Origin of the sequence: Agrococcus casei LMG 22410 (assembly GCF_900163565.1) — a bacterium.
Classification (GTDB): Bacteria; Actinomycetota; Actinomycetes; order Actinomycetales; family Microbacteriaceae; genus Agrococcus; species Agrococcus casei.
Map to the genome: position 1 here is coordinate 19,746 of NZ_FUHU01000014.1, position 17,748 is coordinate 37,493.

The 17,748-nt window shown below is 62.6% G+C and carries 14 protein-coding genes; 9 read left to right on the plus strand and 5 right to left on the minus strand.

The window, feature by feature from the left end; all coding sequences use genetic code 11:
• Window positions 1-105 precede the first annotated feature (105 nt).
• Both CZ674_RS02410 and CZ674_RS02415 read right to left on the minus strand, forming a co-directional pair.
• Complete coding sequence (locus CZ674_RS02410) at window positions 106-726, minus strand: LysE family translocator (protein WP_086990909.1); 621 nt, start codon at window positions 724-726, stop codon at window positions 106-108.
• A gap of 80 nt (window positions 727-806) precedes the next feature.
• A complete protein-coding gene (locus tag CZ674_RS02415) occupies window positions 807-1,595 on the minus strand; it encodes a helix-turn-helix transcriptional regulator (RefSeq protein WP_086990913.1) in 789 nt (262 codons plus the stop codon).
• Between the two features lie 322 nt (window positions 1,596-1,917).
• Between CZ674_RS02415 and CZ674_RS02420 the strand changes: the two genes are divergently transcribed.
• Window positions 1,918-3,096 carry an MFS transporter gene (locus tag CZ674_RS02420; protein WP_268802379.1) on the plus strand — a complete coding sequence of 393 codons (1,179 nt, stop codon included), beginning with the start codon at window positions 1,918-1,920 and terminating at the stop codon, window positions 3,094-3,096.
• Between the two features lie 17 nt (window positions 3,097-3,113).
• On the opposite strand, the gene CZ674_RS02425 is transcribed toward CZ674_RS02420, so the two are convergent.
• Both CZ674_RS02425 and CZ674_RS02430 read right to left on the minus strand, forming a co-directional pair.
• Window positions 3,114-4,013, minus strand: coding sequence for a LysR family transcriptional regulator (locus tag CZ674_RS02425; protein WP_159456874.1), 900 nt, complete (start codon window positions 4,011-4,013; stop codon window positions 3,114-3,116).
• A gap of 64 nt (window positions 4,014-4,077) precedes the next feature.
• A complete protein-coding gene (locus CZ674_RS02430; protein ID WP_086990920.1) occupies window positions 4,078-4,449 on the minus strand; it encodes a MerR family transcriptional regulator in 372 nt (123 codons plus the stop codon).
• 217 nt (window positions 4,450-4,666) lie between these two features.
• Here CZ674_RS02430 and CZ674_RS02435 point away from each other — a divergent pair, with 217 nt between their 5' ends.
• The 8 genes from CZ674_RS02435 (at window position 4,667) to CZ674_RS02470 (ending at window position 13,850) form a co-directional block, all read left to right on the plus strand.
• Window positions 4,667-5,278 (plus strand): TetR/AcrR family transcriptional regulator, encoded by a 612-nt coding sequence (locus CZ674_RS02435; protein ID WP_086990922.1) that lies wholly within the window; start codon window positions 4,667-4,669, stop codon window positions 5,276-5,278.
• A gap of 159 nt (window positions 5,279-5,437) precedes the next feature.
• Window positions 5,438-6,463, plus strand: a complete 1,026-nt coding sequence (locus CZ674_RS02440) for an iron-siderophore ABC transporter substrate-binding protein (RefSeq protein ID WP_086990924.1) — start codon at window positions 5,438-5,440, stop codon at window positions 6,461-6,463.
• 7 nt (window positions 6,464-6,470) lie between these two features.
• Window positions 6,471-7,511 carry a FecCD family ABC transporter permease gene (locus tag CZ674_RS02445; RefSeq protein WP_086990926.1) on the plus strand — a complete coding sequence of 347 codons (1,041 nt, stop codon included), beginning with the start codon at window positions 6,471-6,473 and terminating at the stop codon, window positions 7,509-7,511.
• 80 nt (window positions 7,512-7,591) lie between these two features.
• Entirely contained in the window at window positions 7,592-8,548 is a 957-nt protein-coding gene (locus CZ674_RS02450) for a FecCD family ABC transporter permease (RefSeq protein ID WP_327078609.1), read from the plus strand.
• A complete protein-coding gene (locus CZ674_RS02455) occupies window positions 8,545-9,345 on the plus strand; it encodes an ABC transporter ATP-binding protein (RefSeq protein ID WP_086990929.1) in 801 nt (266 codons plus the stop codon). The genes CZ674_RS02450 and CZ674_RS02455 overlap by 4 nt, the downstream gene beginning before the upstream one ends.
• The gene (locus CZ674_RS02460) at window positions 9,335-10,315 is read left to right on the plus strand and encodes a siderophore-interacting protein (RefSeq protein ID WP_086990931.1); all 981 of its coding nucleotides are present in this window, start codon (window positions 9,335-9,337) and stop codon (window positions 10,313-10,315) included. The genes CZ674_RS02455 and CZ674_RS02460 overlap by 11 nt, the downstream gene beginning before the upstream one ends.
• Complete coding sequence (locus CZ674_RS02465) at window positions 10,312-12,099, plus strand: ABC transporter ATP-binding protein (RefSeq protein WP_086990933.1); 1,788 nt, start codon at window positions 10,312-10,314, stop codon at window positions 12,097-12,099. The genes CZ674_RS02460 and CZ674_RS02465 overlap by 4 nt, the downstream gene beginning before the upstream one ends.
• The gene (locus CZ674_RS02470; RefSeq protein WP_086990935.1) at window positions 12,096-13,850 is read left to right on the plus strand and encodes an ABC transporter ATP-binding protein; all 1,755 of its coding nucleotides are present in this window, start codon (window positions 12,096-12,098) and stop codon (window positions 13,848-13,850) included. The genes CZ674_RS02465 and CZ674_RS02470 overlap by 4 nt, the downstream gene beginning before the upstream one ends.
• A gap of 317 nt (window positions 13,851-14,167) precedes the next feature.
• Here CZ674_RS02470 and mobF read toward each other — a convergent pair whose 3' ends face one another.
• The gene (mobF, locus tag CZ674_RS02475) at window positions 14,168-17,632 is read right to left on the minus strand and encodes a MobF family relaxase (protein ID WP_086990937.1); all 3,465 of its coding nucleotides are present in this window, start codon (window positions 17,630-17,632) and stop codon (window positions 14,168-14,170) included.
• Window positions 17,633-17,748: the final 116 nt, after the last annotated feature.

The following is a 17,748-nucleotide window of genomic DNA, read 5'->3' on the forward strand; positions in this document are numbered from 1 at the left end:
GAACCTCACCCGAGTGTTCAACTCATCGTTTGACGCGTCGCCCACGCAGGTTCTGGTGCGGCTTCGCGCCTAGCGGGTCACCGATTCGTGGCTCACCGACCGGGGTTATCGGGGCAGCAGTTGCCAGGCGATGGTGGCGATCATGCCGGTTCCGAAGAGTACGAGGAAGACACCGGCTGTCTTTGTGAGCCAAGGAACCAGGCTGTTGATGCGCGTGAGGGTGCGTTTGGTGCCGAGTGCGATTGCGATGAACAGGTCCCAGGCGAGCACGACGGCGAACATCCACACCCCGTAAGCGATAAGCGTCAGTGGCGGAGCCCCGGTGAGAACGGTGGCGAGGCTGAGATAGAAGAGCGCGTTCTTCGGGTTCAGCAATCCGGATGCGATGCCGAGGCCGAGGTTCTTCGCCCACGTCGCCTGCTCAACGTCCGGGGAATCATCGGGGTCGAAATGTGCGTTCGACCGGATGAACGCGACGCCGATGTACACCAGGAATGCGCCTCCGGCGGTCTGGATCACTGTGAGCAACGTCGGGTGCGAGATGAGCGAGAGACCGGAGAAAGCGGCGGCGATGAATGTCCCATTGGCGGTAGCGATTCCCACGCAGATGCCGGTCGCGTTTCGCCAGCCGCTGGTCATCGCGGTGCGGGCGATGAGGAAGAAGTCCACTCCGGGGATCAGCAACGCGAGGAAGTGCACGACGGCGACCGCGACGAACTGCTCCATATCCCTCCTCGTGGATGCTTGACAGCGAACCTGTCCAGCATCTGCGCCAGAGGCGGGCGGGGTCTTGTACGTTCTTGCGGTCAGGCCCGGTACGCGCCAGGAGATGTGGCGACATGGGCGCGGAACACGCGATGGAAGTGGCTCTGATCGGTGAAGCCCAGCTCGTGTGCAGTGTCCGCAATGGCGTGCCCGTCGCGGAGGAGCTGCCGGGCTTTCTGGATTCGTGCGTTCTGTCGCCACGCCAACGGAGCAAGGCCCGTCGCCTGCTTCACCGCGCGAATCAGTTGATACTTCGAGATGCTGATGGTCTCGGCCAACTCATCGAGCCTGGGATTGGTCTCATCTTCACGAAGCCGCCGCAGCACGGGAGCCAAGCGGCCAGAGAGCGCTGGGTCAGAGTCGCCGGTCACCAGATGTTCCGGCGTGGCAGCACCGAGCTCGTCCACGAGCTCCCGGAACCGGCTCTCGATACGGTGGGCTGTTGCGCCCGAGAAGATGAGCTCGCTCCACGCGGTAGCCCGGTGATGCAGGTCTGGTCTGCGCAGCACGGTGACGCCCGAGAACAGTGCAGCGACCCCGTCCGTGGTGGCGAGGGAGGCCGCCCAGTTCTGATCCATGTGGATCATCTGGTACAGCCAGGAACCGTCGTCGGGGTTGCACTGGTGGACCTGCTCTGCGGCGATGACGATCACATCCCCGGGTTCAAGCCGGACACGGCCGCCGAGGGGACCGGAGAACACCGAGGTGCCCTCGTCGATCAGCCCGATCGAGAACGCGTCGTGGGTGTGCGGCCGGTAGCAGGAGTTCTCCTGACAGGACCGCCGCGCTTCCAGATGCGGCAGCGCAGCGCTTCTGATGAACTCAGTCAACCGTGCACCTCCGTCTCATATTAGCGTCAAGCCCAAGACTACTGAGGTGCCACTGATGAACAGTTCATGTTCCCGGGGTGAGCCATCGCGCCGAGTATGGCTCTGCGGGATCAGGGTCGAAACGGTCATCGACCGGATGTCACCGCATGCCCTCGCCTCACGCTCGGGTCTGCCTCCACTTCGTCGCCCTCGACGCGGCCCAGTGATCAATTAGCGAGACTCATGGCTGTATTCGCGAATCGCTGTTGTTCGGGTTCTCGTGCCTGGATTGACTGGACCAATGGCTTCTCTCCCCTCTGTTCCCACAACCATCGAACCGAAGATGGGTACGAATTCCACGGGTGGGTGGGGGCCGGTGCTCGCGGTCGCGCTGTGTACGTTCTTAGTCGTCACGTCAGAGATGATGCCTGTGGGTGTGCTGACTCCTATGGCCTCGTCCTTGGAGATCAGTGCGGGACTCGCGGGGATGTCGTTGACGATCACGGGGATCGTCGCTGCTGTCGTGTCGACGTTGGCACCGGTGCTCGCGGGTCGTGCTGACCGGCGAACGGTGATCATCGTGTTCATGCTGGTGCTGTCCGGTTCGAACGCGTTGACCGCTCTAGCTCCGACGTTCTGGGTACTCGCCATTGCCCGCGTGCTGCTGGGCATGTCGATGGGCATCGTCTGGGGACTGGCCGCAGGTCTTGGGCCTCGTCTTGCGCAGCGAGGGCGGGTGGCGCTGGCGACCACGCTGATCTTCTCCGGTGTCTCGATCGCTTCTGTGCTCGGCGTGCCCTTGGGGACCTTCGTCGCGGATGCGTTCGGATGGCGCGCAACGTTCTGGGTGCTCGCTGTACTCGGGGTCGTGTCCGCGAGGCTGCTCGTGGTCTTGTTGCCGTCTCTGCCCGCGAACCATAACGGACGGTTGGGAGCGGTTTTTGGTGTGATGAGGAACCGCGGTGTAGCGGCGGGGATCATCATTACGGGGCTCGTCGCCCTGGCCCATTTCACCGGGTACACGTATGTGCGTCCGATCCTGGAGAGCGAGACCGGAATGGACCCAGCGGGGATCGCTACGGCACTGCTGGTGTATGGCATCGCGGGAGTCATCGGGAACTTCACGCTGGGACCGTTAGCCGGGCGGGCCACACGCACCGCCGTACTGATCGCGATCGGCGGAGTCGCGGCCGCGACTCTCGCCCTGGCACTGGGCGGTGGCAGCGCGGCCGTTCCCGCGCTGGTCATCCTGGTGGTGTGGGGGCTCGGCTACGGTGGCGTGTCGGCATCGACACAGACCTGGACAGCAAAAGCCGACCCGGAGCGCGTTGAGGCCTCCGCAGCACTGTGGGCGGGCGTCTTCAACGCGAGCGTGGCCCTGGGAGCAGTGCTCGGCGGGCTCGTCATCGACGGCAGTGATGCGAGAACGGCAACCGGGGTCGCCGCGATCATTGCCCTGACAGCGTTCGTCTTGGCGGCGGCGACGCGGCCGACCAAGCGAGCGTCCATGATAGACGCTTGAAGAGATTCCCGGTGTCGTCACGCGGCGTGAGTCTGCGCCCGCAGCTCCTGTGCGAATCGCCCCACCAGTGGGTGCGTCCTCCCTCTCCCCGCGAGAGCAACCAATGAGGTGCTGGGCAGGGCAGGCACCGGCACGTACTGCACGTCAGGTCTGGGCATATAAGCCGCGCTGGCCTTGCACAGCAGAACCCCAAGGTTGTCGCTCGCGACCATCGACAGAGCTTCGGGCAGTGTCGATGCGGTCGCCTCGTATCGCAGGCGGTGCCCGCTGGGAGTCGTGCTCGGCGCGTTGGCCTCACGCCAATAGTCCGGAGCGGATGCCGCGGGCGCGACCATCCCGATCCGCGACAACACCGCAGCATCAAGCTGCGAACTCGCAGCTGACGGATGCCTGCGGGACAGAGCCAGGTATTGCGGTTGGCGGGAGAACTCAGCCAACTGCTGAAAACCATGCTCCCTGCTGGGCGACAGCACGACAGCGACATCCACACCGTCTTGGGCGAGCCTGGTGAACGGGTCAGCCCACGGCAGCTCGATGAGCTTGGTCATCCCCGCCGGGAGCGAGGCGACGGTGCGGATGAGAGATTCGTATACCGCGCACTGGAATCCGATACGCAACGGTCTCGCCGAAGAGGAGGCTGCGGCTTGCGCATCCTCGAATCCTGCTCGAAGACGCGACATGGCGGGGACGACCTCCGACGCCAAAATGGTGCCGAGCGGAGTCACGACCACGCGACGGCTGGTGCGCTCGAACAACAGTCCGCCAACCCGACTCTCGAGACGCTTGATCATCTGTGGCCCGCGCCCCTGGGTCACCCCGAGCCGCTCCGCGACACGACCGAAATGCAACTCATCCGTGAGCACAGCAAAACACTCCAACTCACGCAACGGCAGATCAGGACCGATCCACGCTGTCACTTCGCACCGTCCTGTCCCGCCACTGCCAGGCATCGCCGATCAGCAGGCGTACTGGGACGCCTCATCAGGAGGCCCGGATTTCGTGACTCACAGCGTTGAGATACTCGTCGATGGCCCGGTGATTCTTCGTGAGGCACACGATCTTCTCTGCCATCCGGTCGCGTTCGTGTTCGAGCGTCGCGATCATGTCTGGAGTGACGTAGGGCATATGTATCGCCCGCGGACCGTCCAGGCAGGGAAGGATCTGTTTGATGATCCGGGTCGGCAGGCCGACATCGAGCAAGCCCCGGACTTGCCGCACCCGATCGACAACATAGTCCTCGTAGTCCCGGTATCCGTTGGGGAGCCGTTCGGACTCGATCAGTTCCTGCTCCTCGTAGTACCGGAGCATCCGCACCGGCGTGTCCGTGCGCTGGGAAAGCTCCCCGATCTTCATCCCCACACCCTCCTTGCCCGGCCCGTGACGCCGCCGGAGTTGACTCTCACATTAATGTCACACATCGATGATAAGGGTACGGCACGAACGAACACGCTGCTATCAATGGGTCTGCTGCGTGGATGGATTGCGCTCCTTCGCTTCTCTGGGACAGTAGATACGCCAGCGCTACAGTGGATCAAGGTGGCAGGGAACACGGGCGGGGGGCGTGGAAGGCATGACCAAACGGCAACGCTCCTTGGGTCGCCCCAGAGTGACCGACAGAGCATCGATTCTGAAGGCCGTCATCGCTGACGGGCTCGATCGCTTCACGGTGACGAGCGTTGCTCAGCGACTTGGCATCACTCATGGAACCATCTATCGCTACTTCGGCTCACGAGAAGAGCTTGTGGTATCCGCTGTGAATGCTGTTGTCGCTGGACGGAGTTGGTCTACAAAGAATGATTCCTGGCGGCAGATGCTCGGCTCCTTTGCGCATGAACTTTGGCGCACATGCGACTCTGCCCCTGGGTTCGCAAGAAGCGTGCTCGAGCTTCCGGAAACTCCCGAAGGAATAACCGCAGTCATCTCTGAGTACGTTCGAAGTTTGACGCTCCAAGGATTTACGACTGCTCAAGCACAAGTGATCATCGATCTTGTTGGAGAGCAGGTACTGCTGACCGCTTCCATGTTGATCCGGCGAGACGGCAAACAGATAGTCGTCCCCGTGATCGACGATGAGGCCAGCATGACAGGCGTGGAGCTTGACTGGGCGCGCGGGATCGGATGGCTCGACCGGAAGCTCGCACTCGTGTTCGACGGGGCTGAGCATCAGCTGAACCTGCCCTGATCAGCCCGACCGCTGACTCGCCTTTTGACGCTGAGCCAGATTTCTCCACGCGGTACTTTCTGACAGACTGTTATATAGTGCTTAGGTAAGCCTAAGTAACATCCGACCCCCGGTGGATGCTTGAGGGTCTGTCAACCCGTCAATCTGGAAGGAACGTCATTGCGTATCTCACGAGTAGTCGGCCTCACCGCCGCCCTAGCCCTGGTAGCTGGAACCGTCGCCTGTTCGACGCCATCGTCCGACTCATCAGGAACAGCCGATGACAGCGAGGCATTCGCGACCATCGAGCATGCGTATGGCACGACGATCATCCCCGAGAAGCCGGAGCGAGTCGCGTCGGTCGCGTGGATGAATCATGAGGTCCCGCTCGCATTCGGCATCGTCCCCGTCGGCATGGCGAAGATGACCTCGGGCGACGAAGACGGCGACGGCATGTTCCCGTGGGTCACCGAGAAGCTCGAGGAACTCGGGGCCGAGACCCCCGTACTGTTCGACGAGACCGACGGAATTGATTTTGAGGCCGTGGCTGGCACCAACCCAGATGTGATCCTTGCCGCCTACTCCGGGATCACTGAAGAGGAGTACGAAACACTCTCGAAAATCGCTCCCGTTGTCGCGTTCCCCGGGCTCCCGTATGCCACGACGATGAATGAGACCATCGAGCTGAACGCCAAGGCACTGGGACTCGAAGATGAAGGTCAGGAGCTCATCGATGACCTCCAGACCCACAGTGAGGAAGCCCTCGCCGAGCTGCCTGCTCTGCAAGATCAGCGTGTGCTTTTTGCTGCTGCAGACCCGAGCGATTTCTCGAAGCTGTCCGTCTTTACGCTGCCCGACAGCCGCCCTGGGTTCCTGCTCGACCTTGGTCTGCCGCAACCGGCGATCATGGACGAACTCGCTGAGGAGAACGTCACATTCTTCAGCGAGGTGAGCGCCGAACAAGCTGAACGCTTTGACGATGTCGACGTGTTCGCCATGTACGGAACTCCTGATGGCTCCTTGCTGAAGTCGCTGCAGGCTGATCCGATCCTCTCGAAAGTTCCCGCGATCGCTGCCGGACGGCTCGCGATCCTGGAACAGGACACCGCAGTCGCGATGCTCGCGAACCCCAGTCCTCTCGGTGTTCCGTGGGGCATCGACCAGTATCTATCGATCCTCGCCGAAGCTGCAGCCATCGGCCGATAACCATCGAATGACCACGTTGGCATCAACCGCGCCGAGCGCCGCCTTGCTGCGGCGCTCGGCGTTTCGACGAACTCTCATCCTTCTCCTGTTTCTCGTTGCACTCATCGTGCTCGGAGGACTATCGCTAGTGGCTGGAATCGCGGATGTGTCTCTCGATAACTTGCGGACTGCGCTCAGCGGTCAATCGGAGACCGTTGCCGATGCGACGGTAGAGAAGAGGATTCTGCGAACCTTGCTCGGTGCGCTCGTAGGTGCCGCACTCGCTCTTTCGGGCACAGCGATGCAGGCGGTGACTCGCAACCCGATTGCTGATCCGGGGATCCTCGGTGTGACCGGTGGAGCAGCCTTGGCTGTGGTGACGGGTATCGCTTTCTTCGGGCTGAGCAGCCAACTTGGCTATATCGCTTTCGCGACGATCGGTGCCTCCCTTGCAGCGATCTTCGTCTACTCGATCAGTTCCCTCGGGCGCACCGGTCCCACTCCCATCAAACTCGCCCTCGCAGGTGCCGCGAGCTCCGCTGCCTTCGTCTCGCTTTCAACCGCAATACTGCTTCCGCGCACTGACTTGATGCGGAACTTCGAGTTCTGGCGCGTCGGCGGAGTTGGCGGTGCAACCTGGCACGGGCTCGCCATCGGCGCTCCCGTGATCCTGATCGGCGTCGTGATGCTGTTCACCCTGGTGCGAGGCATGAACGCGCTCGCACTCGGGGATGAGCTCGCCGTCGGACTCGGAGAACACGTGGGACGCACCCGCCTCGGCATAGCGGCCGGAGCTGTCATCCTCGCGGCAGCAGCAACAGCGCTCGCCGGCCCCATCGGGTTCGTCGGCCTCGTCGTGCCACACCTGTGCAGAATGATCAGCGGACCAGACCACCGGTGGCTGCTCCCGTTCGCGGCAGTATCCGGCGCGAACCTCCTGGTCTTAGCTGACATCATCGGTCGCGTCATCGCACAGCCTCAGGAAATCGAGGTCGGAATCGTCACCGCCATCATCGGCGCACCCTTCTTTATATGGATCGTGCGCAGGCAGAAGGTGCGCGGACTATGAGCGCGTTGCAGGGAACCGCGGCAGCAATTCGTAGCGGGCGACAACGGAAACTGCTTCGCAGCGGGGTCACTGTGGCAATCATGCTGCTCGCGCTGATCACAATTGCCGCCGTCTCGCTCATGCTCGGACGGACAAGCTACAGCCCCGGCGAGGTGCTTGCCGTGATCTTCGGCGAAACGGTACCGGGCGCATCGTTCACGGTGGGCGAGCTTCGCCTCCCTCGCGTGCTCACCGGCTTACTTGCCGGTTTCGCGTTCGGGGCCGCGGGCTCCACCTTCCAGACCATGCTTCGAAACCCGCTCGCGTCCCCGGACATCATCGGTGTGAGCGCCGGGGCCGGTGCTTTCGCCGTTACGGGCATCATCATGCTGTCGATGACGGAAACTGCGGTATCGTTCTTCGCCCTCGGCGGAGCGCTCGTCACCGCCGTCTCCATCTATCTGCTCTCCAATCGACGTGGGTTCACCGGAGCCCGGTTCATTCTGATCGGCATCGGCGTCGCCGCGATGATGCAGAGCATCATCTCGTATGTCCTCACCAGTGCACCGAGTTGGCAGATCCACACCGCTATGCAGTGGCTTTCGGGAAGTCTCAACGGTGCATCATGGGAGAAGCTCGGCCCGTTGACCGCAGCGTTCGCTGTCTGCGTGCCGATACTGCTGCTCTGCGCGCGAAGTCTAGAAATGCTGCGCATCGGCGATGAGACAGCGACAGGTCTCGGTGTGCAGGTGCGCCCGGTACGGATACTGCTGATCGTGTCCGCAGTCACGCTGCTGGCATTTGCGACGGCCGCCACCGGCCCCATCGCTTTCGTCGCATTCATGGCAGGACCGATCGCAGCGAGGATCATGCCACCAGGGGCGTCACTCGTGATCCCCGCTGGATTCGTAGGGGCGCTGCTCGTGCTCGTCTCGGACTTCGCAGGGCAGTACCTCTTCGGAGAACGCTATCCGGTCGGGGTCATCACCGGCGTCCTGGGTGCGCCCTACCTCATCCTTCTCCTCATCCGCATCAACCGAGCAGGAACCACCGTATGACCTCCAAGCACCACCTCGAGGCTGCAGGAATCAGCCTCTCCTACGGCTCCAACACCGTCGTGGAGCACCTTGACCTCGGCATAGAGCCGGGGCGAATCACCTCGATCGTCGGGGCGAACGGATGTGGCAAATCCACACTGCTCAAGGCTTTCGCGCGCCTGCTCACACCCCGTGAGGGATCGGTACTGCTCGACGGGAAAGCGCTACAGCAACGACCATCAAGAGTCCTCGCAAGAGTCTTGGGCCTGCTGCCGCAGAGTCCCATCGCGCCCGAGGGCATTACTGTCGCAGATCTCGTGGGGCGAGGACGCCACCCTCACCAAGGAGCGTTCAACCGGTGGAGTGCCCAGGACTACCAAGCAGTGGCGAACGCGTTGGAAACCACCGGCACTGCAGGACTTGCTGATCGATCAGTGGACGAACTGTCGGGAGGTCAGCGGCAACGCGTCTGGATCGCCATGGCCCTTGCCCAAGAAACAGACATTCTGCTGCTCGACGAACCGACTACCTATCTTGACCTCACGCATCAGATAGAGGTTCTCGATCTTCTCACCGACCTCAACCGAACCCAGGGCACCACCATTGTGATGGTGCTTCACGACCTCGCCCTAGCCGCCAGATACTCGGATGTGCTCGTTGCACTGAAAAACGGGGACGTGCTCGCCACGGGTACACCACGCGAAGTACTCACACCCGAACTCATCCGTGAGGTATTCGCCTTGGACTGCGAGGTCATGGAAGACCCAATCTCCGGCGCACCACTCATCTTGCCGAAAGGAAAACACCATGTCCGCTGATGCGTTCTCGGAACAGGGGGCCAGCCTCGCACCGCCCACGGAGGCCGAAGAGGGGCCACTGGTAGTCGCACGAAGCCAGGTATCGCGAATCGAGCAGCTCTCACCGCATTTCGTTCGCGTGCAGTTCGAAGCGCCAGAGTTTTCCCGCATGGGCAATCCGGGAGAGAACTTCGATCAACGCGTGAAGGTCATCTTCCCTCCGGAGAATGGAGAGCTGCCCGATCTTTCTCATGCTGGAGCCGCCTGGTATCGGGTATGGCTCGAGACACCTGAGCCCGCCCGCGGTGCAATGCGCAGTTACACGATCCGGAGCCTTCACGAGAGCGGCGAAAGCACCAGCATCATTATCGATTTCGTGGTACACGAACCCAATTCTGAGGCGGGTCCGGCAACACGATGGGCGATGCGAGCTGCGCCGGGCGATGAGCTTCTCATCATCGGTCCACGTCGTGGCCTGCGCGACGGAGGAGGGGTCGAGTATGCGCCGGGTAACGCACGCTCCGTGATCCTCGCGGGTGACGAAACGGCCGCGCCCGCGATCTCGAGCATCCTCGAAAGCGTGGATCCGACCACGCACGGGGTTGCGTTCCTTGAGGTCCCCACCATCACCGACGCGATCCCTATCGATCCACCGCCTGGATGGGAGATTCACGTGCTTCCGCGGGAGAACGCCGCGCACGGGAGCCGGCTCATAGCGACCGTCCTCGATTATCTCGGCACACCCCACACCAGTGTTCGCATCGACGATGCTGAGACCACTGATCCTCTCTGGGAAACAGCCACGTTCTCCTCCCTCGGCGAGCCGGTCGCGGCCGGTGTATCCACCCGTAGCGCACGGTGGTTCTGGATCGCCGGAGAAAGCGGCATGGTGACGACTCTCCGCCGGCACCTCGTCCGGGACCTTGGGGTCGACCGCTGCGATGTCGCTTTCATGGGCTACTGGCGTCGAGGGCTGGCGATGCGCGGATGAGCAGCCGTAACCCCAGCACGTTCTGGAACCTCACCCGGCCGGCACACCGCCAACTCGCGCTGTCAGGCCTCTACGCGGCACTCGCATCGGCGCTCTCGCTCATCCCGATTGTGCTGATCATCGAGCTCGCCCGCGTCATGCAGGTCGTGTTCACAGGGGGCAAACTGCAAATATCACTCGTCTGGCTGCTACTCGTGCTTCTGATCGTCTCTGCCATAGTTCAGGCACTCTGCATGGGGCGAAGCTATCGCGTAAGCCACACAGCGGATGGGGTATTAGCGGAGAACCTCCGCCAGCGGCAGATCACCAAGCTTCTGCGGTTACCCCTGTCCTGGTTCACCTCACACTCTTCCGGCCGGGTGAAGAAGTTCATACAGGATGACGTGTCGAGTATTCACGCGCTGGTTGCACATGCTGTGCCGGATGGAACATCTGGGATCATCGTTCCGATCCTGAGCCTCGCCTACCTTTTTGTGACAGATTGGCGAGTCGGCTTGGCAGCGCTCGTTCCGCTGCTTCTCACCTTGGCAACGTTGCCCTTCATGATGCGCGACCACGCGGAGCAGTCCGCGCGATACGCAGAAAGCCTCAAGAATCTCAACAGCTCGGTTGTGGAGCTGGTCCGCGGCATCGGCGTCGTCAAGGTCTTCCAGGCAGATGGCAAGAACCAGGGCACCTTCATGGAGCACTCCCGCGAGTTCGGCACCTTCTATCTGTCGTGGGTGCGTGCCACAGTGCACCCGTCAGCGTTGATCCAGATATTCTCGTCACCGCTGTTTGGCCTGATGATCGTCGCCCTCGCTGGCCAGTGGCTCATAGCTGAACACGAAGCCGACCCGTTCGCCGTTCTTGCTGGACTTCTCCTGGTCAGCAATATTGCGAGTCCCGTGATGCAACTCGCCCGAATGGGCATCATGTTCAAAGAAGCGTACGAGGCTGCAAAAGAGCTTACGGCCTTCTTCGACATCGAGGAGCCAGAAGACGCAGACGGGTCAGCCCGCGTGGAAGACAATAGTGTGAGCCTCGACTCAGTGAGCTTCTCCTACGTTGCGGGAACACCGGTGCTCAGTGACATCAATGCTCGTCTTTCACCAGGTTCAGTCACTGCCCTTGTCGGCCCCTCCGGCTCGGGTAAATCAACGCTGGCGCACATGATTCCTCGTTTGCTCGACCCGACTCGTGGCACCGTGCAAGTCGGAAATATGGACGCGACCGAGCTCTCAGCAACACAGCTCTACGAGCACGTGAGTTTCGTCTTCCAAGACGCCTACCTGATGAGACTTAGCGTGCGAGACAACATCCGACTCTCACACCCCGACGCAACCGACGAACAAGTCGTGTTCGCGGCAGAAGCAGCACAGATCCACGAGCGAATCCTCTCTCTGCCTCGGGGATACGGCTCCGTGATCGGTGAAGACGCCAGCCTCTCTGGCGGAGAACAGCAGCGCATAGCGATCGCACGAGTGATTCTGCAGGACACGCCGATTGTTGTTCTCGACGAAGCGACTGCTTTCGCAGACCCCGACTCCGAGGTGGCGATACAGCAGGCCATCTCTCGTCTGGTCGCCGGGCGAACCCTCATCGTGATCGCTCACCGCCTGCATACGATCGTGGGCGTCGACAACATCCTGGTGGTCGAGAACGGCCGCATTCGTGAGAGCGGTAGCCACTCAACGCTCCTCGCAGCCGATGGCGCTTACGCGGACATGTGGCGTCAATATGAGCAGCATCAGTACCGCCGTGTACTTGAAATCAACGGCACCGAAGGCGAGGAGAAAGAATGATCAGGATCATGTACGGTATCGGCAGCCGCTCGAACCGAATGCTGCTCACCATCCAACTCGCTCTCATCGCACTGGCTGCTCTCGCACTCTCAACGGGCCTCGTGTGCGTTGCGCTGTTCATCGATGCGGTCTTCTCCGGAGATAGCGCACTTTCGGGCAGATACGCCATCTGGATAGTTGTCGCCTTTGCCGTCTTCGCCGCTGCTGATTGGCCAAGCGAAGTGATCTCCCAGAACGTCGGGAAAGAGTACATTCTTCGCATTCATGAGTTGCTGGCGAACCGAGCGGTCGAGTTGCCGTTGGGGTTTTTCGATGCAGATCGAACCGGCCAGCTCGGCGTCACCGCCACGACGGGCGCAGTGTTCGCAGCGAATGCCCCGGGTATGATGCTGCGCCCGATCATGCACGGAGCAACTGTTGCCGTGGTCACGAGCTCTTATCTGCTCTTCATCGACTGGCGTATCGGTCTCATCACGCTAGCGGTCTCGATCGTCGCTGTCATCTCACAACGCAAGCTCTTCGCAGAGTACAAGGCAGCCGAGCAGATAAAGGCCCAGCATGATCAGCGAACTGCCTCGCAGGTGCTTGAGTTCGCGCAAGTCCAACCCGTGCTGCGCGCGGCAGGAAGCAACTCGATCGGCGAACGCAGCGTGCGTGCCACGATGCGCGAGCAACTACTTGTCCTGACGCGCACCCAAAAGGCCGGGCAGGGCGTCCTGGCCCGGATGAACACAATCCTTGCCTTCGGCGTCATAACCATCTATGCGGTGACGACTACCCTGCTGATCGCCGGACAGCTGACCCCAGGACTGTTCATCGGGGTCATCGTTCTCGTCTTCATTCTCGCGAAACTCGCCGCGGCAACCATACCCTTCGGAGAAGGTCTGCAACTGGCCCACAACACTTTCGAAGAACTCCGGAGCGTTCTGGACGCTGATCTATTGCCGGAACCGGAAGCCCCTGCCACGCCGGCAGATTTCAGTATCGAATTCGATCGGGTCACCTTCGGCTATCAAACGGATGATCCCGTGGTGCGGGACGTGAGCTTCACCGTGCCTTCTGGCACGACGACCGCACTCGTGGGTCCATCTGGATCAGGGAAAAGCACGCTGATGAAGCTCGCAGCCCGCTTCTACGATGTCGACGACGGTTCAGTGAGGATCGGTGGTGAAGACGTCCGAGCACTCGGCACCCGTAACGTGCTCGACTCAATAGCGATCGTCTTTCAAGACGTCTACCTGTTCGAAGACACACTCTACGAGAACATCCGCCTCGGACACCGGGACGCGAGCCGAGAAGCCGTACTCCGAGCAGCGGAAGCCGCAGGAGTCGCAGAGTTTGCTGAAGCACTCCCACAAGGGTTCGAGACCATCATCAGCGAAGGCGGAGCAAACCTTTCCGGTGGGCAGAAACAGCGGGTATCCATTGCCCGCGCGCTGCTCAAGGACGCACCCGTCGTGCTACTGGATGAAGCGACCAGTTCGCTCGACGTTACGAACGAACACCACATTCTGACGGGGCTGCGGCAGCTGGCAGGAAACGCAACCACCCTGGTGATCGCGCACCGCCTGCACACGATCAGAGATGCGGATCAGATCGTGGTACTCAATCCCAACGGTGAAGTGGAGGCCGTCGGAACCCACGAGGAACTCATCGTCACCAACGAACGCTACCGAGGATTCTGGGGTGAAAGAACCGACTCGTCAGATTGGCGAATTTCCCGCGAGAGTAGAAGCCAACGCGATCTGTGAGCATCACATCTTGAAGGGTGGGAGAGGGCGCTGCGATCGTGTGCGTCTAGCTGAACGACTATTCCACGTTCTCAAGATACTCACTCGCTTCTCGGGACGTTCATCCTTCTCAGAATTGGGATGAGAACTGCTCGACATACTCGGCTGATGCATCGCACCGAGGGCCTTTCGGGAAAACAATGAGGATGTTCTTGACGGCTTCGGCCGGGGCTGCCCTGCTCTATCGGACAGACCCTTCTGGTTTGCGCACCTCCGCTCGTAAGAGTTCCGAGCTTCGCTCTGTTCTTCTTCATGGTGGCGGCAGTGCTGTAGAGAGGTCAGTATCCGATGCCGCGTTCCGTCCGTTGTCCTGACCGCTGGCTTGGAGCCTGGTCAGGGACGGTGATTTGTTCCGCGCGTTGTGCGCGGGCTTGCTCGGCTGCGGCTGCGGCTGCGGCTGCGGCTCGTTTCTCTTCGGTCTCCGCGTGCTGTTGCTGGATGAACTGCACGGCTTGCTTGGTCGAGACAGCTTCGATGTCCGCGAGGGTGCGGCGGAGCGTGTCAGCGTGGACGGTCCATTGTTCTGCACGCCGTTCGGGGCCGCCGTCCGGGTATCGGCCTTCGGGCCCGTAGATGCGTTCGCGGAGGTTGCGCATCTCGGCCAGGTGCCGGTTCGCGGTCTGGTTCGCGGTAGTGTGCGCATCTGCTGCCTGGCGTTCAGCGTCCACAGCGGCGGGGAGTCTGTTGGCGCGATTCTGGGCGACGTTCTCGGCCCATGCCTCCAGCCCGTCAGGGGTGTTTGGTGTAGTGTCCCATCGTTCCCGCAGCATGTTTTCGATGGTGCGACGTGTCCAGTGGGCGTTGTCTCTGGTCCGGGCGGCACCCCGCCTGCGGAGCCTGCCTGCGTGCTGGTAGGTGCGCTCGGCGTCCCACGCGGCCTGTTGAGCGGTGAGGAACGCTTGTCCGTCCGACGCCGCTTCAGCGATTAGCGGTGTCACCGTCTCCTCCCGGACTTGTCGCGCGAACTCTTCGGCGGCGGTGATGAGCGCGCTTTGCGTCTCCCGTTCGGTGGCGTGGGTGTGCCGCTGGGTCTGGAAGGCGGCAGCCACGCGCTCCCACTTCTCTGCCTGTTGCTGGGCGTGCGTGATCGCGTCCGCGAGACGCTTACGCTCGGCGTTCACGAACTCCACGGGGCCGTTGGTGATGAGTCCGCTGACAGCTTCTCGCGCATCCTGGGTGGCGGCGTCGAGGCCTCGGTCTGCCCGATCCCGTTCGACGGCCTGTACGAACTGTTCCCGCGCATCATCAGGGTTGGTGGCGATGACGTGGAGGGTGTTGTTCCCTCGTCCTCGGGTCATCCCGACGTAGGTGCCTGCACCGTCGAGCCCCTCAGCGAGCACGGTATGCGAGGTGTCGGTGGTGGTGCCTTGGACGCCGTAGGCGGTGGACGCGTAGGCCAGGTGCGCATGGGCCTCCACATACTCCGCCGGGAGTCGGACGGTCTGCTGTCGTCGCCGGTCGGTGCCGTTCTCGACCGCGTACACGGTCCCGTCGTCGGTGACGTGCTGCACGGTGAACGTCTGCCGGTTCGCCACCCCAATGCCGCTGTCGTTCTTCCGCGCCTGGATCACATCCCCGGCACGGATGTCGAGGCCGTCACTGCCGACGACGGTGCGGGTGTGGTCGAGTTCGCCCCGTTCGAGTCGCGCCGTTTGGATGCGGGCGTTGAGTTCGCGTGCTTCCTCGTTCGTCGCGACCGTCACCGCATCACCAGGTGCTGCGGTCGCTGCGATGTGCTCATACAGCGCATCGTCATTATCGTGGAGGTGCACGAGCCCCATCTCCTGCAACCGGTCGAACAGCACAGCGGGATCAGCGCCGTCCCGCAGTTGCAGGGTGAGATCGGCGTATGCGGGGTCGGTGAAGCGGTGCGGCCCGGTCATATCGAACGTGGTGCCGCGTATCTGTGCAGCAATGTCGAGGACGCCGCCCCTGCCGACGGCAGGGAGTTGCGCTCGGTCGCCGACGAGCGCAACCGTCACCCCGGCCTCCGCAGCGACCGTGAGGAGGGCGATGGCGGTGTCCTGGTCGAGCATGCCCGCTTCATCCACCACGACCCGCTCACCGTGCGCGAGTCGCGCGTTCTCGGGCGGGCCGTCGTAAGTGCGCCCGCTGTCCGGGTCGGTGTCGCCGATAGCGAGGCGCGTCCAGACGCCGTCGGCGTTCCACCGGAAACCGTGTGCGTGCACGAGGGCGGCGGCGGAATCGGCGGGGATGCCGAGTGCTTCGCCCGCGACCTGGGCGGCCTTCTTCGTGGGAGCGACCACCCGTGCCCGCCTGCCCTGAGCGGTTGCGGTGTCGATGGCGGGGCGCAGCATCGTCGTCTTCCCCGACCCCGCTGCCCCTTCTACGATCACGAGCGGATCGGTCGACGCAATCGCCGCGGCAGCCTGCAACTGATCCGCATCCAGCCCCTGCGCACACGAGAGTGCCGCAACATCCGGGGGCTGCACTCCCTGTTCGGGGGTTGCAGCGGTGAGGAGGTCACGCAGCCTGGCTTCGGCTTCTGCAACGCGGACGCTCGTGAGGTGTGCAACATGATCCGGGCGCGCAGCATGCTCGGGCAGGATCGAGAAGCAATCCGAGACCGCGAGCCGTGTTGCGAGGTGCACGAACTCCCGCATCTCCACCGGCGATGCACTGATGCCGTATTCGGTGGTGATGCGGGTGACATGCTCCCGGATCGTGTGCGGCGTCCACGCCGACGATGCTGCGGCGCACCGGTCCAGGGCGCGGGAGGCGACTTCCTGGATCGAGAGGTCATCGAGGCGAACCGTCGGATGCTGCGCGGCTTTCATCAGGGCATCGGGGACATATCCGGCGTCGGCGAGTTCGACCCGCCAACCCGTCTCTGTCGCCAACACCGAGGGCTTCTTGCTCGGACGTTCGTGCGCCCACGCCTTGTGCAACAACCTCGCTTGCACGACCGGCCCCGCGGTCTCGCCGGGGTGTGTTCGTTCCCATTCGTGTTCGAGCTTGTCGAGGTTGCGCTCGACTTGGCGGGCGCGTTTCGACATCACCTGATTGAACGGCTGCAACTCCACCACCTCGCCCGTCACTGGGTCGAGCGTGAGCCCATGCACCTCCAGCACCTGCGCAAGCTGCGGGTGCGCGGCCATGACGGCGGTGCCGAGGGCGCGGATCGCGCCTTGTTGCTTGAACAGTGCGCCGGTGTCGAGGGCACGCCATTTCCCTGCCGCCACTACGCGGGTGCCGATCTGGAGATGGATATGCCGATGCGGATCACCCGCACGCGACGTGCGATGCGACACTGCGACCGTTTGCAACGACTCCACCGGCACGACTTCCTGGGCACCGCGCGGCCCGACCCTGGTGGTCGAGTTCTGGGCCAGCCAGCGGCGAATCTCCGCCGCGGCGTCTGTCTGCGCCGCATCGAGCGCTTCGGAGACTTCTGGGTGCAACGCGGCGGCTATCGACAGGCTCTTGGGCGCGTTGATGACCATCTCCGCAAACCGAGGAGAACCGCGCTTCCCGCCACCTGCCTCACGTGGGGTGCCCATCGACAGGCCGGTGGTCGGGTCGGTCCAGTCGACCCATGCGGCGTACTCGTCCGCGTCGAGCGCCCGGGCGTCGATGACCTCGCCCGCGGCGTCGGTGATGGTGAAGTTCGCGAGGGCGGTTCCGGCTTCCAGGTAGTAGTCGTCTGCGGTGGCGCGGTCGGACTCCAGATACCGGCGCGCGGCCGAGCCGACGCCCCGGAACAGGGTGATGCCGCCTTTCATCTGGTCCTCCCTCATGAGTGGTCTCATGAGGGAGGTACGCACCACGGCCCCGCCGTAGCATGCTGGGCTGTGTCAAGTTTTGTAGACGGTCTCTTTGTGGATCAGGCCGCGGTTGC

What these genes read in the sequence shown, in the direction of transcription:
- CZ674_RS02435 (WP_086990922.1), top strand. Translation starts at nt 4,667, where the DNA reads ATGACCAAACGGCAACGCTCCTTGGGTCGCCCCAGAGTGACCGACAGA.
- CZ674_RS02470 (WP_086990935.1), top strand. Translation starts at nt 12,096, where the DNA reads ATGATCAGGATCATGTACGGTATCGGCAGCCGCTCGAACCGAATGCTG.
- CZ674_RS02445 (WP_086990926.1), top strand. Translation starts at nt 6,471, where the DNA reads ATGACCACGTTGGCATCAACCGCGCCGAGCGCCGCCTTGCTGCGGCGC.
- CZ674_RS02460 (WP_086990931.1), top strand. Translation starts at nt 9,335, where the DNA reads ATGTCCGCTGATGCGTTCTCGGAACAGGGGGCCAGCCTCGCACCGCCC.
- CZ674_RS02410 (WP_086990909.1), bottom strand. Translation starts at nt 726, where the DNA reads ATGGAGCAGTTCGTCGCGGTCGCCGTCGTGCACTTCCTCGCGTTGCTG.
- CZ674_RS02430 (WP_086990920.1), bottom strand. Translation starts at nt 4,449, where the DNA reads ATGAAGATCGGGGAGCTTTCCCAGCGCACGGACACGCCGGTGCGGATG.
- CZ674_RS02455 (WP_086990929.1), top strand. Translation starts at nt 8,545, where the DNA reads ATGACCTCCAAGCACCACCTCGAGGCTGCAGGAATCAGCCTCTCCTAC.
- CZ674_RS02465 (WP_086990933.1), top strand. Translation starts at nt 10,312, where the DNA reads ATGAGCAGCCGTAACCCCAGCACGTTCTGGAACCTCACCCGGCCGGCA.
- CZ674_RS02450 (WP_327078609.1), top strand. Translation starts at nt 7,592, where the DNA reads ATGCTGCTCGCGCTGATCACAATTGCCGCCGTCTCGCTCATGCTCGGA.
- CZ674_RS02420 (WP_268802379.1), top strand. Translation starts at nt 1,918, where the DNA reads ATGGGTACGAATTCCACGGGTGGGTGGGGGCCGGTGCTCGCGGTCGCG.
- mobF (WP_086990937.1), bottom strand. Translation starts at nt 17,632, where the DNA reads ATGAAAGGCGGCATCACCCTGTTCCGGGGCGTCGGCTCGGCCGCGCGC.